Below are 16,684 nucleotides of genomic sequence, written 5' to 3' on the forward strand. Positions count from 1 at the left end.
CCGGCCGACGGCGAGGCGAGGCCCCTCAGCCGGGGGCGCCGCCTTCCGCGCGTCCACCGGACCCGGGGTCGGGATCGGGCTCGGGATCGGACTCCGCGCCGGGCCCGGGAGCGGAGACAGCGACCAGGCCGTGCAGCAGGAGCGTCGTGAACGCTTCCGCCCACTGCTGGTCCACCGGCTCGGCGCTGACCAGCGTCCGGTGCACCACCGCTCCCGCGATGACGTCGAAGATCAGGTCGACGAGCCGGTCGTTCTCCTCCGGGCTCGCGGGGTCCGGAGGAAGTTCCCCGCGCGCCTGCGCCCGCTCGCGCCCCTGCACGACGAGGCGCTTCTGCCGGTCGACGATCGCTTCCCTGATGAGGTTCCGCAGGAGCGGGTCGTGGGTGGACTCGGCGACGACGGCCATCAGCGAGGCGTTGGTCTCGGGCCGCTGGAGCATCTTGGCGAAGGAGACCACGACGCCCTGGATGTCCGCGCGCAGGCTGCCGCGGTCCGGGAGCTCCAGCTCGTCGAAGAGGGCGGCGACCGCGTGCACGACGAGTTCGCCCTTGCTCTGCCAGCGCCGGTAGAGGGTGGTCTTGGCGACTCCGGCGCGGGCGGCGACGTACCCCATGGTGAGCTTGCCCCACCCGACCTCGACGAGCGCCGCACGCGTGGCGTCCATGATGGCGGCGTCGGCCTGCGCGCTGCGCGGCCTGCCGACGCGGCGGGGTGTGGGGGCGGAGGACGGCATGGCGCCAGACCATATCGGCCGGAATCGCCGCGGGGGACAACGGGAGCCTCCAGGGGGACTTGCGTCACCGGGGGGCGCAACGGATACGCTACGGGACGTATCGGAACGGGGAACTTCCGGTGCGACGACCAGCCGCCGGGTGGGGACCCGGCACACAGCACCGCGCGAAAGGGGGAGACTGGACTCATGCAGCCACGCAACATGTCCATGAGCGGAGCGGTCGACCTCTCCGCGGTGAAGGCGGCCGGTGAGGCCAAGCAGAAGGCGGAGCAGGCAAGGGCCGCTGCCGCCGAACGGGGCGGAGCCGACGCCCCGGTGAGTCTGGTGATCGACGTCGACGAGGCGGGCTTCGAGGCGGAGGTGCTGCAGCGCTCCGCGGAGGTTCCCGTCGTCATCGACTTCTGGGCCGAGTGGTGCGAGCCGTGCAAGCAGCTCTCGCCGGTGCTGGAGCGGCTGACGCGGGAGTACGCGGGGCGCGTGCTGCTCGCGAAGATCGACGCCGACAAGAACCAGATGCTGATGCAGCAGTTCGGCGTGCAGGGCATTCCCGCGGTCTTCGCCGTGGTCGCCGGCCAGGCGCTGCCCCTCTTCCAGGGCGCCGCTCCGGAGGCCCAGATCCGCCAGACGCTCGACCAGTTGATCCAGGTCTCCGAGCAGCGCTTCGGCATCACCGGCCTGCAGGGAGTCGCCGAGGGCGACGGCGAGCAGGCCGCCCAGGAGCCCGCCGCGCCGGAGGACCCGGTGCTCGTCGCCGCCCAGCAGGCCCTGGACACCGGTGACTTGAACGGCGCGGTCCAGGCGTACCGGAACGTGCTGGCGGACGACCCCGGCAACGTCGAGGCGCGGGTCGGCCTGGCCATGGCCGAACTGCTGGGCCGGGTGCAGGGGCTGGACGCGCAGCAGGTGCGCAAGGACGCGGCGGACCGTCCCGGCGACGTCGACGCCCAACTGCGCGCGGCGGACCTGGACATGGCGGGCGGTCACGTCGAGGACGCGTTCGGGCGTCTCGTCGAGACGGTGAAGAGGACGGCGGGGGACGACCGGGAGGCCGCGCGAGTTCGCCTCCTTGACTTGTTCGAGGTGATCGGTGCGGAAGACCCCCGTGTCGTCACTGCGCGTAGCGCACTTGCTCGCGTGCTGTTCTGAACGGCACGCCCCGTCACATACGCACCGTCACGACACGTAGTTTTAGCGACATCAGCGGCTGTGTTTTACCAAGTTTTGGTAATCGCAGCCGCTGTTACTCGTAGTAAGTGATCAGGCGGCCTTTGGTCGTTGATGTCCGGGTTGATTCCAGGCCAGGCGCCCAGGGGGTGACGACCCTGTGTGTCTGCTCTATGCTGATCGGCCGCCGTCCGGTTATCTGGCCGTTACTCGCTGGTAACGCACCCCCTTGTGCGCAGCCTTCGGATGCACCACGATCGGCCAAGCTCGGTCCATTGCCCGCAGCCCGGCAACCATTCGGCGCACCGCTGGCATTGGATCCCCACCGAGCAGGCCGGCAAGCAAGCTTGAGCCCCATCCAGTACCACCGCCGGTCTTCCGGGCAGGGGGGTCTCCGCCGAACTGGCGGAGCCTGTCCGAACAAAGCAGGTTGCGCGTGAGCGTGGCCAGTGGTTGTCGCTCGGGGGTGATCGCCGACAGCTCGGACATGGCGTACCCGGTACGCCGGTCGATGACGGCGCTCTCCTTCCCGAGGACGTAGCACTTCTCCCATCCCAGGTCAGGGAGCGGGCCGTTTCAGGAGCGGTCCGTCCAGGCCGGAGATGTACGTCCGAGAAGGAGGAAAGTCATGGAGTCCCTGGCTCGTGGCGGGACCAGATGGAAGCGGTTCGCCGTCGTCATGGTGCCGAGTGTCGCTGCGACCGCAGCGATCGGCGTCGCCCTCTCGCAGGGCGCGCTGGCGGCGTCGTTCAGCGTTTCGGGGCAGCAGTTCAAGATTGCTGCCGACAAGCTCGAAGGCACCGGGTTCGTTCAGTACGGAGCCGTCGACTCGACGAAGGCCGGTAAGAAGGCCGTCGCGGTTGTCGGTTTCAACTCGGCGAAGATCAGGAACCTTTGCCAGTCCGTCGTCGTGCCGGTCCCGGCGTTCGGCGACGTGACGATGAAGCTGGGCGCCGGTGCTGCCGGCGGCCCGGAGGTCGAGGCGAAGAAGCTCTACGTCGACGCCGACGACATAGCCGCCAACGCGACGTTCAAGAACGTCGACATCGGCGTCGCCGCGGACGAGACCACCAAGGGTCCCGGTCCGAACAAGGGCGACAAGTACCTGCCCGGCTCGTTCGCACAGCAGGCCGACACTGCGACATTCACGGATGTCAAGCAGCGCGCCTGGGCGACGACTGCCGGCACGTTCAAGCTCAGCGGCCTGAAGATGAACGTGAAGAAGGGCAAGAACGAGTGCTACTGACGGGCACTCACTGACCGCACGAGTGCGGAGCGGCTGCTCCTTGCCGCTCCGCGCCCGTCGGTCGGCTCCACCATCGCAAGCTTTGTGCCAGTCCCGAGGAGCTGTACGACATGAGCGCCGAGACGCGACAAAGGCCGACTTCCGGATTCGGCCAGAAGCGCAGTTCGTTCCGGGCGTGGCGTGGACAGCGCCCGTTCTGGGGCGGGTTGCTGACGCTCCTCGCCGGTATCCCCATCATGTACATCCCGTACCAGAACTTCACTCTGGGTTCGCTGACGATCCGGATGTCCACGACGGCGGGCGCCGGCTCGCTGATCATTGGTGTGCTGCTGGTCGTACTCGGGCTGACGATGTGGTTCCAGCCGCAGTCGCGGGTGTTCGCCGGGATCGCGGCGATCCTGCTGTCGCTGGTGTCCCTGGTCGTGTCGAACGTGGGCGCCTTCATGATCGGCTACCTGCTGGGCCTGCTCGGCGGTGCCCTGGGAGTCGCATGGGCGCCGGGGAAGCCGCCGGCCGGGCGTGAGAGCGCCGCGGAAGGGCCCCAGGGCGCGGGCACGACGGAGAAGGGGCTCACGGGCCCCGCAGCCTCCTCGGGGTCCGGTTCAGCAGGCGGGGAGGGCAAGGAGACGGGCTCGGGCGCACGCCTTACGGGCACGGCCCAGGACGACCTTTCAGTCTTTGGAACGGCTCCCTCGTCCGGAGCCGATGCGAACCACGGGAACGGGAGGCACCGTGCCGGGTGACGAGGTGCATGAGGAGGCGGGTACGTCGGCGCAAGCAGCGCCCGACGCCGGCCGCGGGAGAACCGGACCGCGCCACGCGGCTCCGAGGAAGCCGCTGCTGACCCGTCTGCATGTCCCCGCGGGCAAGGCGATAGCCATCGCGGCGATGCCGTCCGCGGTCCTTATGGGCATGGGGCTCACCCCCCAGCTGGCCAACGCCAAGCCGCTGCCCAAGAACCCCTTCAAGCCCGGCCCCTGCGTCTCCCAGCCCGACAAGGACGACGCCGAGGACGAGAAGAAGGACGAGGCCGGCAAGGGCCAGGACCAGGACGGCGGCGCGGACGCGCCCGGCGGCGACGCCGGCACGGACGAGCCCGGTTCGGGTTCCGGGTCCGAGAAGCCTGAGCCCGAACCGTCCGAGCCTCCCGCCTCAGGCGGCGGCAGCGGTGGCAGCGGCGGCGGCTCCGAGGAGCCCGAGCCCTCGCCCAGCCCGTCGGACCCCGAGGAGGGGGACGACGAGGACGAGGACGAGGACGACGGCGGTTTCCTCGGCGGCATCGGCGACGCGATCGGCGACATCCTCAGCCCCAAGGAGAAGAAGGAGAAGGAGAAGGAGGAGGCCGAGAAGGAGAAGGCCGAGAAGGAGGCGGAGGAGAAGGCTGCGAGCCCCTCGCCGTCCGACTCGGGATCCTCCTCGTCCAAGTCCGGCTCCAAGCCCGTCGAGGACACCGTCGGCAAGGTGGGCGACGGGCTGAAGGACACGACCGACAAGCTGGGCGAGGCCGCGAAGGGTGCCGAGGACGGGCTGTCCGGCGGCAAGGCAGAGTCCGGCAAGGCGGGCGCGGACGGCAAGAAGGCCTTCCCCTGCGTCGAGGCGAAGAAGGACAAGGGCGAGGACGAGCAGACCCCCGCCACGCTGCCCAACGACCCCTGGACGCTGGAGGCGAGCTCCCTCGGGCTGCACGGCCTCGACTACAAGGGCGTGGTCAACCTCCGTACCGCGAACGGCAAGACGAAGCAGGCCCTGAAGTTCACGGCCGAGAGCGTCGACATCGGCGACCTGCACCAGATCGTCGAGGCTGCCGACGGCACGACGTACCACGTCCGCGCGGCCAAGGGCTCGACGTCCACCATCCGCGACGGCCAGGTGACGATGTACACGGAGCGGCTGAAGGGGAACCTCTTCGGGCTGATCCCGATCACCTTCGACCCGGAGCACCCGCCGCCGCTGAACATCCCGGAGGCGTACTTCACCAACGTCGAGGTCAGCCAGGCCGGCCAGTTCGGCGGCAACCTGACCGTTCCGGGGCTGAAGCAGAGCATCGACTGACCGGAGCGCCGGCGAAGCCCGGCGGCACCGGCAGGCAGACGAAAGGGCCCGCGACCTCACCGAGGTCGCGGGCCCTTTCGTCGCTGCGGGAAGGTGCCGCCGCGCCGGGTGCCGCAGGCGTGCGGCACCCGTGAGCGGGTGTCAGTCCTGCGTGCCGCCGAGGTGGTGGACCCGCACCATGTTGGTGGTGCCGGGTACGCCGGGGGGCGAACCGGCGGTGATGAGCATGGTGTCGCCGGCGTCGTACCGCTGGAGCTTCAGCAGTTCCGCGTCGACGAGTTCGACCATCTCGTCGGTGTGCTCCACGTGAGGAACGACGTAGGTCTCGACGCCCCAGCTGAGCGTGAGCTGGTTGCGCGTCTCGGGCTCCGTGGTGAAGGCGAGGATGGGCTGGCAGGCCCGGTAGCGGGAGAGCCGCCGCGCGGTGTCGCCGGACTTCGTGAAGGCCACCAGGGCCTTGCCGTTGAGGAAGTCCGCCATCTCGGCGGCGGCGCGTGCCACCGAACCGCCCTGCGTACGGGGCTTCTTGCCCGGCACGAGCGGCTGGAGGCCGCGGCTGAGCAGCTCCTCCTCGGCGGCCTCGACGATCTTCGACATCGTCTTGACCGTCTCGACGGGGAACTGCCCGACCGAGGACTCGGCGGAGAGCATCACCGCGTCCGCCCCGTCGAGGATCGCGTTCGCCACGTCGGACGCCTCGGCGCGCGTGGGACGGGAGTTGGTGATCATCGACTCCATCATCTGCGTCGCCACGATCACCGGCTTGGCGTTGCGGCGGCACATCTCGATGAGGCGCTTCTGCACCATCGGCACCCGCTCCAGCGGATACTCGACCGCCAGGTCGCCGCGCGCGACCATCACGCCGTCGAACGCCATGACGACGTCTTCCATGTTCGCGACGGCCTGGGGCTTCTCCACCTTGGCGATCAGCGGGACCCGGCGCCCGACCTCGTCCATGATGCGGTGCACGTCGCGGACGTCCGTCGCGTCCCGGACGAAGGACAGCGCGACCATGTCGCAGCCCATCCGCAGGGCGAACTTCAGGTCCTCGACGTCCTTGTCGGACAGGGCGGGGACGTTGACGGCGGCGCCAGGCAGGTTGATGCCCTTGTGATCGGAGATCACGCCGCCCTCGATGACGATGGTGCGCACGTTCGAGCCGTCGACCTCGGTGACCTGGAGCGCGACGTTCCCGTCGTTGATGAGGACCTGGTCGCCCTTGGTGACGTCGCCGGGCAGCCCCTTGTAGGTGGTGCCGCAGATCGTCTTGTCGCCGGGGACGTCCTCGGTGGTGATCGTGAACTCCTCGCCGCGGACGAGCTCCACGGGCCCCTCGGCGAAGGTCTCCAGCCGGATCTTGGGGCCTTGCAGGTCGGCGAGGACGCCGACCGCCCGGCCGGTCTCCTCGGCGGCCTTGCGGACGCGGTCGTACCGCTCCTCGTGCTCCGGGTGGGTCCCGTGGCTCATGTTGAAGCGGGCCACGTTCATACCGGCCTCGATCAGCGTCTTCAGCTGGTCGTAGGAGTCGACGGCTGGGCCCAGGGTGCAGACGATTTTGGAACGGCGCATAGGACGATCCTAACGGTTTGTTCAAACGCGGAACGTATCGGGGGTGAAGTGGGTCACGTGGTCAGTCGGTCCGGTGCCGGCCCGCTCCGGTGACCAGCGCGTACGTCTGGTGTGCGATCTCCAGCTCCTCGTCGGTCGGTACCACCGCCACCGCGACCCGCGCACCCCGGGGCGAGATCAGCCGGGGGCCCTCGGCGGCAGGTCCTTCCGCTTCGTTCGCGGCCGGGTCGACGGCCAGGCCGAGGCCGTCGAGGCCCGCGAGCGCGGCCTCGCGCACCGGGGGCGAATTCTCGCCCACTCCCGCGGTGAAGGCCACGGCGTCGACGCGGCCGAGCACCGCGCAGTACGCCCCGATGTACTTCCGGATCCGGTGGATGTAGATGTCGAAGGCGAGTCGTGCCTGCTCGTCGCCTTCCTCGATACGGCGGCGGATCTCCCTCATGTCGTTGTCCCCGCACAGACCGACGAGTCCGCTCCGCTTGTTCAGCAGCTCGTCGACCTCGTCCACCGACATGCCGGCCACCCGCACGAGGTGGAAGACCACGGCCGGGTCGACGTCCCCGGAACGGGTACCCATCACCAGGCCCTCAAGCGGCGTCAGCCCCATCGACGTGTCCACGCACCTGCCGCCCTGCACCGCGGACACGGAGGCGCCGTTGCCCAGGTGCAGCACGATCACGTTGACGTCCGCGGGGTCCGCGCCGAGCAGCTGGGCGGTGCGGCGGGAGACGTACGCGTGCGAGGTGCCGTGGAAGCCGTACCGCCGCACGCGGTGCGCGTCCGCGGTCTCGACGTCGATGGCGTAGCGGGCGGCGTGCTCCGGCATCGTGGTGTGGAACGTGGTGTCGAAGACCGCGACCTGCGGCAGCCCGGGGTTGAGGGCCTGCGCCGTGGTGATCCCCGTCAGGTTGGCCGGGTTGTGCAGCGGCGCCACCGGGACGAGCCGGCGGATCTCGGCGAGCACGCCGTCGTCGATGAGCGTGGGGCGGGTGAACGACCGTCCGCCGTGCACCACGCGGTGCCCGATGGCGGCCAGCTCGGGCGCGTCCAGGCCGAGGCCTTCCGCCTCCAGCTCCTCCGAGGCCGCCCGCAGCGCCGCCTCGTGGTCCGCGAACTCCTCGACGCGCTCCCGCCGTTCGCCACCCGTCGCGACGGGGGTGTGCGTCAGCCGCGACTGCCTCTCGCCGATGCGCTCCACCAGGCCGACGGCGAGTCTCGACTCGTCGGTCATCTCCAGGAGCTGGTACTTCACCGAGGAGGAACCGGAGTTGAGGACGAGGACGCGGGTGGCGGTCACGAGGGGCTCCGCTTTCTGGGAGGGGACGGACGGCCGCGGACGAGGGGGCCGGCGACCGCGGCGGCGTGCAGCGTCACCGCCGTGCCGGCGAACTGTTCTGCTGAGCCTGCACGGCGGTGATCGCCACGGTGTTGATGATGTCGGAGACCATCGCACCGCGCGAGAGATCGTTCACGGGCTTGCGCAGCCCCTGCAGGACGGGCCCCACGGCCACGGCCCCCGCGCTGCGCTGCACCGCCTTGTAGGTGTTGTTGCCGGTGTTGAGGTCCGGGAAGACCAGCACCGTCGCCCTGCCCGCGACCTCCGAGCCGGGGAGCTTGGCCGCCGCGACCGACGGGTCCACCGCCGCGTCGTACTGGATGGGGCCCTCCACCAGCAGCTCCGGCTGCCGCTGCCGGACGAGGCCGGTCGCCTCCCGCACCTTGTCGACGTCCGCGCCCGAGCCCGAGGTCCCCGTCGAGTACGACAGCATGGCGATGCGGGGCTCGACGCCGAACTGCCGCGCCGTCGCCGCCGACTGGACGGCGATGTCGGCGAGCTGCCGCGCGTCCGGATCGGGGACGACGGCGCAGTCGCCGTAGACGAGCACGCGGTCGGCGAGGCACATGAAGAAGACGGAGGAGACGGTCGACGCGTCCTCCCGCGTCTTGATCACCTCGAAGGCGGGGCGGATCGTCGCCGCCGTGGAGTGGGCGGCACCGGAGACCATGCCGTCCGCGAGGCCCTCGCGCACCATGAGCGTCCCGAAGTACGACACGTCCGCGACGACGTCGTGGGCGAGTTCGAAGGTGACGCCCTTGTGGGAGCGGAGCTCCGCGTACACCTCGGCGAAGCGCTCCCGGAGCGGCGACGTCTGCGGGTCCACGATCCGGGCGGACGCCTGCGCCGCCGGCGGCAGCTCGCCGTCGGCGAGGAGGGCCAGGTCCACGCCCAGTTCGGCCGCGCGCCGGCGGACGGCGTCCGGCTCGCCCAGCAGCGTCAGATCGCAGATGTCGCGGCGCAGCAGGACTTCCGCGGCCCGCAGCACCCGCTCCTCGCCGCCCTCCGGCAGGACGATGTGGCGCCGGTCCGAGCGGGACCGCTCGACGAGCTCCCGCTCGAACATCATCGGGGTGACCCGCGCGCCCCGCTCCACGGCGAGCTGCTGCGTCAACTGCGCGGTGTCCACGTGCCGTTCGAAGAGGCCGAGGGCGACCTCCGCCTTGCGGGGCGTGGCCGCCGTGAGCTTCCCCTCCAGCGCGAACAGCTCCGCCGCCGTCGGGAAGGAGCCGCCGGGCACGGCCAGTACGGGCGTGCTCGGCGCGAGGCGGCCCGCCAGCGCCATGGTCTCCGCGCCGGGCCGCTCGCCGAGGGTGAGCACCACGCCCGCGATGGCGGGGGAGCCCGCCGCGTGGGCTGCCAGCGCGCCGACGACGAGGTCGGCCCGGTCCCCCGGAGTGATCACCATGCAGCCCTCGGTCAGTGCCGGCAGGAAGACCGGCAGGTGGGCGCCGCCGAAGACGAAGTCGCGGACGTCGCGGCCCAGTGCCTCCGGGACGCCCAGCAGCAGCTCCGCTCCGAGCCTGTCCCGTACCTGGGCGACGGTCGGTGCGGACAGGGCGGGCTCCTCCGGCAGCACGTACACCGGCTCGGGGAGCTGCCCGTCGAGCAGCCGGGACGTCTCCCGGGCCTCGGACCCGCCGACCCGGTTCGCGATCGTCGCCACGACGTGGGAGCCGAGGGAGGCGAAGGCGTGATGGGCGTTGCGCACCTCCGAGGCGACGGACTCGGCGCTCTGGCCCCTGCCCGAGACGACGGGCAGCACCGGCGCCCCGAACTCGTTGGCGAGCCGCGCGTTGAGGGCGAGCTCCGCGGGGAGTTGGGTGTCGGCGTAGTCCGTGCCGAGGACGAGCACCACCTCGTGGTCCGCCGCGACCGCGTGGAACCCCTCGACGAGGCGGGCGACCAGCTCCTCCACGCCCTTCTCCGCCTGGAGCGCCGCGCCCTCCTCGTAGCTCATCCCGAAGACGGTCTCCGGGGGCTGGGTGAGGCGGTAGCGGCTGCGCAGCAGCTGGTAGAGGCGGTCCCCGGACGGGGTGTTCTCGTGCACCAGCGGACGGAACAGCCCCACCCGGTCCACCTGCCTGGTCAGGAGTTCCATGACTCCGAGCTCCACGACCTGGCGGCCGTCGCCGCGGCCGATGCCCGTCACGTACACGCTGCGCGTCACGCGTGGTCAACCTCTCGTCGTTGGCCGGACGGCCGGGGGAGCCGGCCGTGGAATAGTGGGTTCCCGGAGGGACTCCCCGCATTCCGCACGGAGAACGCACGCCCGCGCTCGTCCGTGCCCGTCGCGGCCGGACCGCCGCGGCGACCGCCGGGCGGAGGCGCGGTGCGGGGCGAGTCCGGTGGGCGGACGGGCAGTGCGGCCCGCGTTCAACACATGAAACACTCCCCTCGGCTCCCTTCGGGACCGAGCAGCCCGGCGGCCCGTACACGCGGGTCACTCACCGATCAGGAGATAGAACCCCCATGCGCATCGGAGTCCTCACGGCAGGCGGCGACTGCCCCGGTCTGAACGCCGTGATCCGTTCCGTAGTCCACCGGGCCGTGCACGACCGCGGTGACGAGGTCATCGGCTTCGAAGACGGGTTCACGGGCCTCCTCGACGGCCGCTACCGCCCGCTCGACACCAACGACGTCGCGGGCATCCTCGCGCGCGGCGGGACGATCCTGGGCTCCGCACGGCTGGAGCGGGACCGGCTCCGCGAAGCCTGCGACAACTCCGAGGAGCTCATCGACCGCCTCGGCCTGGACGCGCTCATCCCCATCGGCGGCGAGGGCACGCTCACCGCGGCGCGGATGCTCGCGGACGCGGGGCTGCCCGTCGTCGGCGTGCCCAAGACCATCGACAACGACATCTCCGCCACCGACCGCACCTTCGGGTTCGACACGGCCGTCGGCGTCGCCACCGAGGCCATGGACCGGCTGAAGACCACCGCGGAGTCGCATCAGCGCGTCATGGTCGTCGAGGTCATGGGACGGCACGCCGGCTGGATCGCCCTGGAGGCCGGCATGGCGGCGGGCGCGCACGGGATCTGCATCCCGGAGCGGCCCTTCGAGGTCGACGACCTCGTGAAGATGGTCGAGGAGCGCTTCGCCCGCGAGAAGAAGTTCGCGCTGATCTGCGTCGCCGAGGGCGCGCACCCCGCGGAGGGGTCGATGCCCTACGAGAAGGGCGTCATCGACCAGTACGGCCACGAGCGCTTCGTCGGCATCGGCAACCGCCTGGCCAGCGAGCTGGAGCACCGCCTGGGCAAGGAGGCCAAGCCGGTCATCCTCGGGCACGTGCAGCGCGGCGGGACGCCCACGGCGTACGACCGTGTCCTCGCCACCCGCTTCGGCTGGCACGCCGTCGAGGCGGCGCACCGCGGGGACTTCGGGCAGATGACGGCGCTGCGCGGCACGGAGATCGTCATGACCCCGCTGGCCAACGCGGTGAGCGAGCTCAAGCGCGTCCCGCAGGACCGCATGGACGAGGCGGAGTCGGTCTACTGACGCCCGCGGCGGCAGACCCCCGGCGGCGCGCGTTCAGCTCTTGACGGCGCCGCCCGGGGTGAAGCCGCCGCCCCGGCGTCGGCTCCGCGATGTGCGCCGGACGGCCGAAACCGATCTGTGACGTGCACGGACTACACAAGTGTCCGCACTCTGCGGTGCACTACGGCCATGGCGAACGACGGCGGATTGGTACGTGTACTGGGCCGTGCCGACGTGCTGGCCCTGGCCTTCGGCGCGATGATCGGCTTCGGCTGGATCGTCCTGACCTCGGACTTCATCACGGAGGCCGGGCCGGGCGGCGCGGCCCTCGCGTTCGTGCTCGGCGGCTTCGTGATCATGCTGGTGGGGCTGTGCTACGCCGAGCTGGTCTCCGCGATGCCGCACGCGGGCGGCGAGCACCACTACGGGCTTCGGGCCCTCGGCGGGCGCGGTGCGTTCGTCGTCTCCTGGGCGATGCTGCTCGGCTACGTCTCGGTCGCCGCCTTCGAGGCGGTGGCGCTGCCGGAGACGGTGCTCTACCTCTTCCCGGACATGCTCTCCGTCCATCTGTGGTCGGTCGCGGGCTACGACGTCTACCTGAGCTGGGTGGCCGTCGGCGCAGGCTCCGCCGTGATCGTCACCGCGCTGAACTACTTCGGCATCCGGCCCGCCAGCGTCTTCCAGACCGTCGCGGTCCTCTTCCTGCTCGGCGCGGGGGCGCTGCTGCTGGTGGGTTCCCTCACGAACGGCTCGGCCGGGAAGATGGAACCGCTGTTCACGGGCGGGGTCTCCGGGCTCTTCGTGGTGCTGGTCGCCGTGCCGTTCCTGTTCGTCGGCTTCGACGTGATCCCGCAGTCGGCCTCCGAGGTGAACCTGCCCTACCGGCAGGTGGGCAAGCTGCTGGTGGTCTCCGTGGCGTGCGCGGCGGGCTGGTACGCGATGATCATGCTGACCGTCGGCTCGGGCCTGGGCCCGGCCGAACTCGCCGACGCCGACCTGGCGTCGGCCGACGGCATGGCGACGCTGTGGAACAGCCCCGCGATGGGCGACCTGCTGATCCTCGGAGGCATCGCGGGCATCTTCACGAGCTGGAACGCCTTCCTCATCGGCGCCAGCCGGCTGGTGTACGCGATGGCGGAGTCGCGGATGCTGCCGGCCTGGCTGGGCAAGCTGCACCCCCGGTACCGCACGCCCAGTAACGCGATCCTGGCCATCGGCCTGCTCACCGTGCTGGCGCCGCTGTTCGGCGAGCCGATGCTGACCTGGCTCGTCAACGCGGGCGGCATCAACATCGTCGTCGCCTACACCGCGGTCGTCCTGTGCTTCCTCATCCTCCGCCGTCGCGAGCCGGTGATGGAACGCCCGTTCACCACGCCTGCCGGTCCGGTGGTCGGCTGGACGGCACTGGCGCTCAGCCTCGGCCTGGGGGTGCTGTACCTGCCGGGCATGCCCGCCGCGCTCGACTTCCCGTCCGAGTGGGCCATCGTCGGCGGGTGGTGGCTGGCCGGTGCGCTGCTGGTGTGGCGGCTGCCGAAGATCGCGCCGGGTGCGGACGCCGAGGAACGCCTCGTCGCAAGCGTCACCGCGCGCAGCGGCAAGCCGTCGCCCGGCGACCGGGACGCGGGGACTCCGGCCGGCGCCTGACAGTTCGACGCGAGCGTGGGCGTGAGCGGCACGCGGAACGAGCTCAAGGAGCGGCAGACCGCGCTGATGCTGCGGGACGGCGGGGAGGACGGCGCACCGCCGGACCGCCCGTCGTCGATCTCGCCGTACGGCTCCGGGGCCCGCCGCCGTTCAGCCCTTGACGGCGCCGCCCAGGGTGAAGCCGCCGCCCAGGCGCTTGGAGATGAGGATGTAGAGCAGCAGCACGGGCGTGGAGTACAGGATCGAGAACGCCGCCAGCTCGCCGTAGGCGATGGAGCCGAAGTTCCCGAAGAACGTGAAGATGCTGACGGACGCGGGGAGTTGCTCCGGGCTGATGAGGAGCATGAAGGGGACGAAGAAGTTCCCCCACATCATGATGAAGCTGTAGACGGTCACGACCGCGAATCCGGGGCCCATCAGCGGGAGGATGACCCGGACCAGGGCCTGGAGCCAGCTTGCTCCGTCCGTCCACGCGGCCTCCTCCAGCGCCACGGGAACGCCGTCCATGAAGTTCTTCATCAGCCAGATGGCGAACGGCAGTTGGGACGTCGCGAGGAAGAACGACGTGCCGTGCATCGTGTCGATGAGGTTCGTCTGCACGAACAGGCCGTAGACCGGCACCATGACGGCCGTGATGGGCAGGCACGTCGTGAAGAGGATCGTCAGCAGGTACGGGCGTGCGAAGCGGGCCCGGTAGCGGGAGAGCGGGTAGGCGGCGAGGGCCGCCGCCGACACGGTCATCAGCGTGGCCCCGCCGCACAGCAGCAGGCTGTTGAGCATCGGCGTGAAGGTGATCTCGTCCGTCAGGACGGCCGAGAAGTTGTCCGTGGTGAGGGAGCCGGGCGGGCTCACCGTCATCCCGGGCTCCTTGTCCACCGACGCGAACAGCAGCCACAGCAGCGGCAGCACGAACGCGGCGACGATGACGAGCAGCCCGACGTCGGCGGCGAGCCGCTGCCGCACGGGCCTGCTGAGCCTGCGGCCGGGGGAGGGGCGGCGGCCCGCCGCGGCGGCCGAGGGGTTCCGGCTTCCGCTGGTGCCGGGTACGGAGTCGTGGATCGCGGTCATCGCCGGCCTCAGACCTCCTCGCGCATCAGGCGCAGATAGACGACCGAGAACAGCGCGCCGACCACGAGCAGGAGCAGCGCCACCGCGGTGCCGTAACCGATGAGGGACTTGTTGAACGCCTGGTCGTACATGAAGATCGGCAGGGTCTCGCTGCGGCCTCCCGGGCCGCCGCGAGTCATCGCCCAGATCAGCCCGAACACCGAGAGGGTCTGAAGGGTGTTGAGCATCAGGTTGGTGCCGATGGAGCGGCGGATCATGGGGAGCGTGATGTGCCACAGGCGCTGCCACGCGCCCGCCCCGTCGACCTCGGCGGACTCGGTGACCTCCTTGGGGATCTCCGAGAGCGCCGCCGAGTACACGAGCATCGAGAACGCCGTCCCGCGCCAGACGTTGGCGAAGGAGACGGCCACGATGGGCAGCGTGTAGAGCCAGTTCTGGGACGGCAGGTTCAGGAAGCCGAGCACGGCGTTGAGCGTGCCCTCCTTGTTGAAGAACGTGTAGAGCAGGAAGCCCGCCACGATCTCCGGCAGCACCCAGGCGCTGATGACGACCGCGCCGGTCACGGAGCGGACGGCCTTCGAGGCGCGTGCCATCAGCGCCGCCAGCGTCAGCCCGAGGGTGTTCTGGCCGAGGATGCTGGAGATGAGCGTGAAGATCAGCGTCAGGACGACGGCGTTGATGAACTTCGCGTCACCGAAGGCCCGTTCGAAGTTGTCGAAGCCCACGAAGGACGCCGACGCCTGGCCCGTCAGCTGCATGTCGGTGAACGCGATGTAGACGCAGTACGCGATCGGCCCGGCCAGGAACAGCAGGAGCAGGAGCGTGGCGGGGGCGATCGGCAGCCAGCGCAGGGCGCGTGTGCCCTTGCCGCGTGGATCGGCGGGGGAGATGCCGCCCCCGCCGGGGCGTCCCTTGCTGACGGGCGAGGCGATTCCGGTGGTGCTCACTTCGTCGTGACCGCTCCGTCGGTGATCGATTCCAGTTGCTCGTCATAGGACTTGGCCGCCTCGCCGACGGAGCCGTCGCCTGTGGTCACCGTCTCCATGGCCTCGGTGATCGCGGTGGAGACCTGCGGGTAGACGGGCAGAGCGGGACGGTACTGGCTGTGCTCGACGCGGTCGGTGAAGAACTTGATGCCGGGCAGCGAGTTCAGGTACCGCTTCTCGGCGGCGACGTCCTTGCGCACCGCGATCTGCGAGCCGCGCACGCACCACTCGACGGCGTTCTTCTTCGTCTGGAAGGTCTTGATCATCTCCCATGCGAGGTCCGGGTTCTGCGACTTGGCCGGGACGGACCACGTCCAGCCGCCGGACATGCTGACCTCGCCCGGCTCCTCGCCGTTCTGCGTCGGCATGGGAGCCATGCCCATGGTCTCGTCCCACTCGGGCCACGGGCTGCCGCCCGTCTTGATCCAGTTGTTGCTGAGGAACGAGCCGTCGATTCCGATGGCCAGCTTCCCCTTGGGGAAGAGGTCGGTGCCGACCTTCGTCTGGATGTTGGGGTTGAGGGCGGCGTCGACGTCGGGGCCGAGGCCGTCGCCGTAGACCGTCTCGACGAACTTCAGGCTGTCCTTGAAGCCCTTGCTGCCCTTGACCCACTTCTTCGACTTCTTGTCGTAGAGCGGGTCCTCGCCCGTGCCGTAGAGCAGCATCTCGAAGCCCTGCATCGCGGCTGCCTCGCCCGCCGCCTTGCCGGTGAAGACGTTGAGCGGGATCTTGCCGGGGACTTCCTTCTTGACCGTGCGGGCCGCGTCCAGCACCTCGTCCCAGGTCTTGGGCTTCCAGTCCTCCGGCAGCCCCGCCTGCTTGAAGATCTTCTTGTTGAACCAGATGGCGCGGGTGTCGGTCCCGTCCGGCACGCCGTAGGTCTTGCCGTCCTCGGCCTTCGCGGCGGTCTTGGCGCTGGGCTCGAACTGGTCCCAGGCCTTCCACTTCTTGAGCTTGTCGTCGAGCGGACGCAGGTAGCCGCTCTTGATGTCGGAGTTGATGAGGAAGGTGTCCTCGTAGACGAGGTCGGGCGCGGTCTTGGGCGAGCGCATCATCTGCTGGATCTTGGAGTAGTAGTCCTGCTGCGACGCCTGGATCGGGATGATCTCGACCTTCTTGCCCTTGTTCTTCCTCTCGAACTCCTCGGCCACGTCCTTGACGAAGTCGTCCCGCACCGTGACCTTCTTGTCGGTGTCCTTGGGAAAGGCGATCTTGATCGTGTTCGGGTCGCTCGCCGAACCCCCGCCGCAGGCGGTGAGGGTGCCTGCGGCGAGGACTGCGGCGATGCTGAGGGCCAGCGGTGTGGCGGGGCGCACGGACATGACGGGCCTGACCTCCTTGGGCCACGGCCCGGCGTCCCTGAGGGGCCGCAGGCCGCGTCGGACGGCTTTGTCCGTACAATCGCCCGA

13 protein-coding genes are annotated in these 16,684 nt (G+C 70.3%); 6 read left to right on the forward strand and 7 right to left on the reverse strand.

Going from position 1 to position 16,684, the window contains the following annotated elements; genetic code table 11:
* Positions 1-25: 25 nt before the first annotated feature.
* The gene (locus H181DRAFT_RS14330) at positions 26-733 is read right to left on the reverse strand and encodes a TetR/AcrR family transcriptional regulator (protein WP_045864850.1); all 708 of its coding nucleotides are present in this window, start codon (positions 731-733) and stop codon (positions 26-28) included.
* Positions 734-919: 186 nt separating this feature from the next.
* On the opposite strand from H181DRAFT_RS14330, the gene H181DRAFT_RS14335 reads away from it, so the two are divergent.
* The 4 genes from H181DRAFT_RS14335 (at position 920) to H181DRAFT_RS14355 (ending at position 5,195) form a co-directional block, all read left to right on the forward strand.
* Positions 920-1,879, forward strand: coding sequence for a tetratricopeptide repeat protein (locus tag H181DRAFT_RS14335; RefSeq protein WP_045864851.1), 960 nt, complete (start codon positions 920-922; stop codon positions 1,877-1,879).
* A 646-nt stretch (positions 1,880-2,525) separates the two neighbouring features.
* Complete coding sequence (locus H181DRAFT_RS14345) at positions 2,526-3,143, forward strand: DUF6230 family protein (protein WP_045864852.1); 618 nt, start codon at positions 2,526-2,528, stop codon at positions 3,141-3,143.
* A gap of 110 nt (positions 3,144-3,253) precedes the next feature.
* Positions 3,254-3,886 carry a DUF6114 domain-containing protein gene (locus H181DRAFT_RS14350; RefSeq protein ID WP_045864853.1) on the forward strand — a complete coding sequence of 211 codons (633 nt, stop codon included), beginning with the start codon at positions 3,254-3,256 and terminating at the stop codon, positions 3,884-3,886.
* A complete protein-coding gene (locus H181DRAFT_RS14355; protein WP_045864854.1) occupies positions 3,876-5,195 on the forward strand; it encodes a hypothetical protein in 1,320 nt (439 codons plus the stop codon). The genes H181DRAFT_RS14350 and H181DRAFT_RS14355 overlap by 11 nt, the downstream gene beginning before the upstream one ends.
* Positions 5,196-5,336: 141 nt before the next feature.
* On the opposite strand, the gene pyk is transcribed toward H181DRAFT_RS14355, so the two are convergent.
* The 3 genes from pyk to pta all read right to left on the reverse strand — a co-directional run bounded on the left by pyk (position 5,337) and on the right by pta (position 10,270).
* Positions 5,337-6,764, reverse strand: a complete 1,428-nt coding sequence (pyk, locus tag H181DRAFT_RS14360) for a pyruvate kinase (protein ID WP_045864855.1) — start codon at positions 6,762-6,764, stop codon at positions 5,337-5,339.
* Positions 6,765-6,825: 61 nt separating this feature from the next.
* Positions 6,826-8,061 carry an acetate kinase gene (locus H181DRAFT_RS14365; RefSeq protein WP_045864856.1) on the reverse strand — a complete coding sequence of 412 codons (1,236 nt, stop codon included), beginning with the start codon at positions 8,059-8,061 and terminating at the stop codon, positions 6,826-6,828.
* A 73-nt stretch (positions 8,062-8,134) separates the two neighbouring features.
* Positions 8,135-10,270: a phosphate acetyltransferase gene (gene pta / locus H181DRAFT_RS14370; protein WP_045864857.1), complete on the reverse strand. Its 2,136-nt coding sequence runs from the start codon at positions 10,268-10,270 to the stop codon at positions 8,135-8,137.
* 302 nt (positions 10,271-10,572) lie between these two features.
* On the opposite strand from pta, the gene H181DRAFT_RS14375 reads away from it, so the two are divergent.
* Both H181DRAFT_RS14375 and H181DRAFT_RS14380 read left to right on the forward strand, forming a co-directional pair.
* On the forward strand, positions 10,573-11,598 hold the full coding sequence (locus tag H181DRAFT_RS14375) for an ATP-dependent 6-phosphofructokinase (protein WP_045864858.1): 1,026 nt from the start codon (positions 10,573-10,575) through the stop codon (positions 11,596-11,598).
* 168 nt (positions 11,599-11,766) lie between these two features.
* A complete protein-coding gene (locus tag H181DRAFT_RS14380; protein WP_045864859.1) occupies positions 11,767-13,221 on the forward strand; it encodes an APC family permease in 1,455 nt (484 codons plus the stop codon).
* A gap of 150 nt (positions 13,222-13,371) precedes the next feature.
* Here H181DRAFT_RS14380 and H181DRAFT_RS14385 read toward each other — a convergent pair whose 3' ends face one another.
* Genes H181DRAFT_RS14385 through H181DRAFT_RS14395 form a run of 3 tightly spaced genes read right to left on the reverse strand, consistent with a single transcriptional unit; the run spans position 13,372 to position 16,597 of the window.
* On the reverse strand, positions 13,372-14,289 hold the full coding sequence (locus H181DRAFT_RS14385; RefSeq protein ID WP_078895738.1) for a carbohydrate ABC transporter permease: 918 nt from the start codon (positions 14,287-14,289) through the stop codon (positions 13,372-13,374).
* 8 nt (positions 14,290-14,297) lie between these two features.
* Complete coding sequence (locus H181DRAFT_RS14390) at positions 14,298-15,179, reverse strand: carbohydrate ABC transporter permease (RefSeq protein WP_045865091.1); 882 nt, start codon at positions 15,177-15,179, stop codon at positions 14,298-14,300.
* A gap of 53 nt (positions 15,180-15,232) precedes the next feature.
* On the reverse strand, positions 15,233-16,597 hold the full coding sequence (locus H181DRAFT_RS14395) for an extracellular solute-binding protein (protein WP_045864860.1): 1,365 nt from the start codon (positions 16,595-16,597) through the stop codon (positions 15,233-15,235).
* Positions 16,598-16,684 lie beyond the last annotated feature (87 nt).

Origin of the sequence: Streptomyces sp. WMMB 714 (assembly GCF_900090125.1) — a bacterium.
Taxonomy (GTDB): domain Bacteria; phylum Actinomycetota; class Actinomycetes; order Streptomycetales; family Streptomycetaceae; genus Streptomyces; species Streptomyces daqingensis.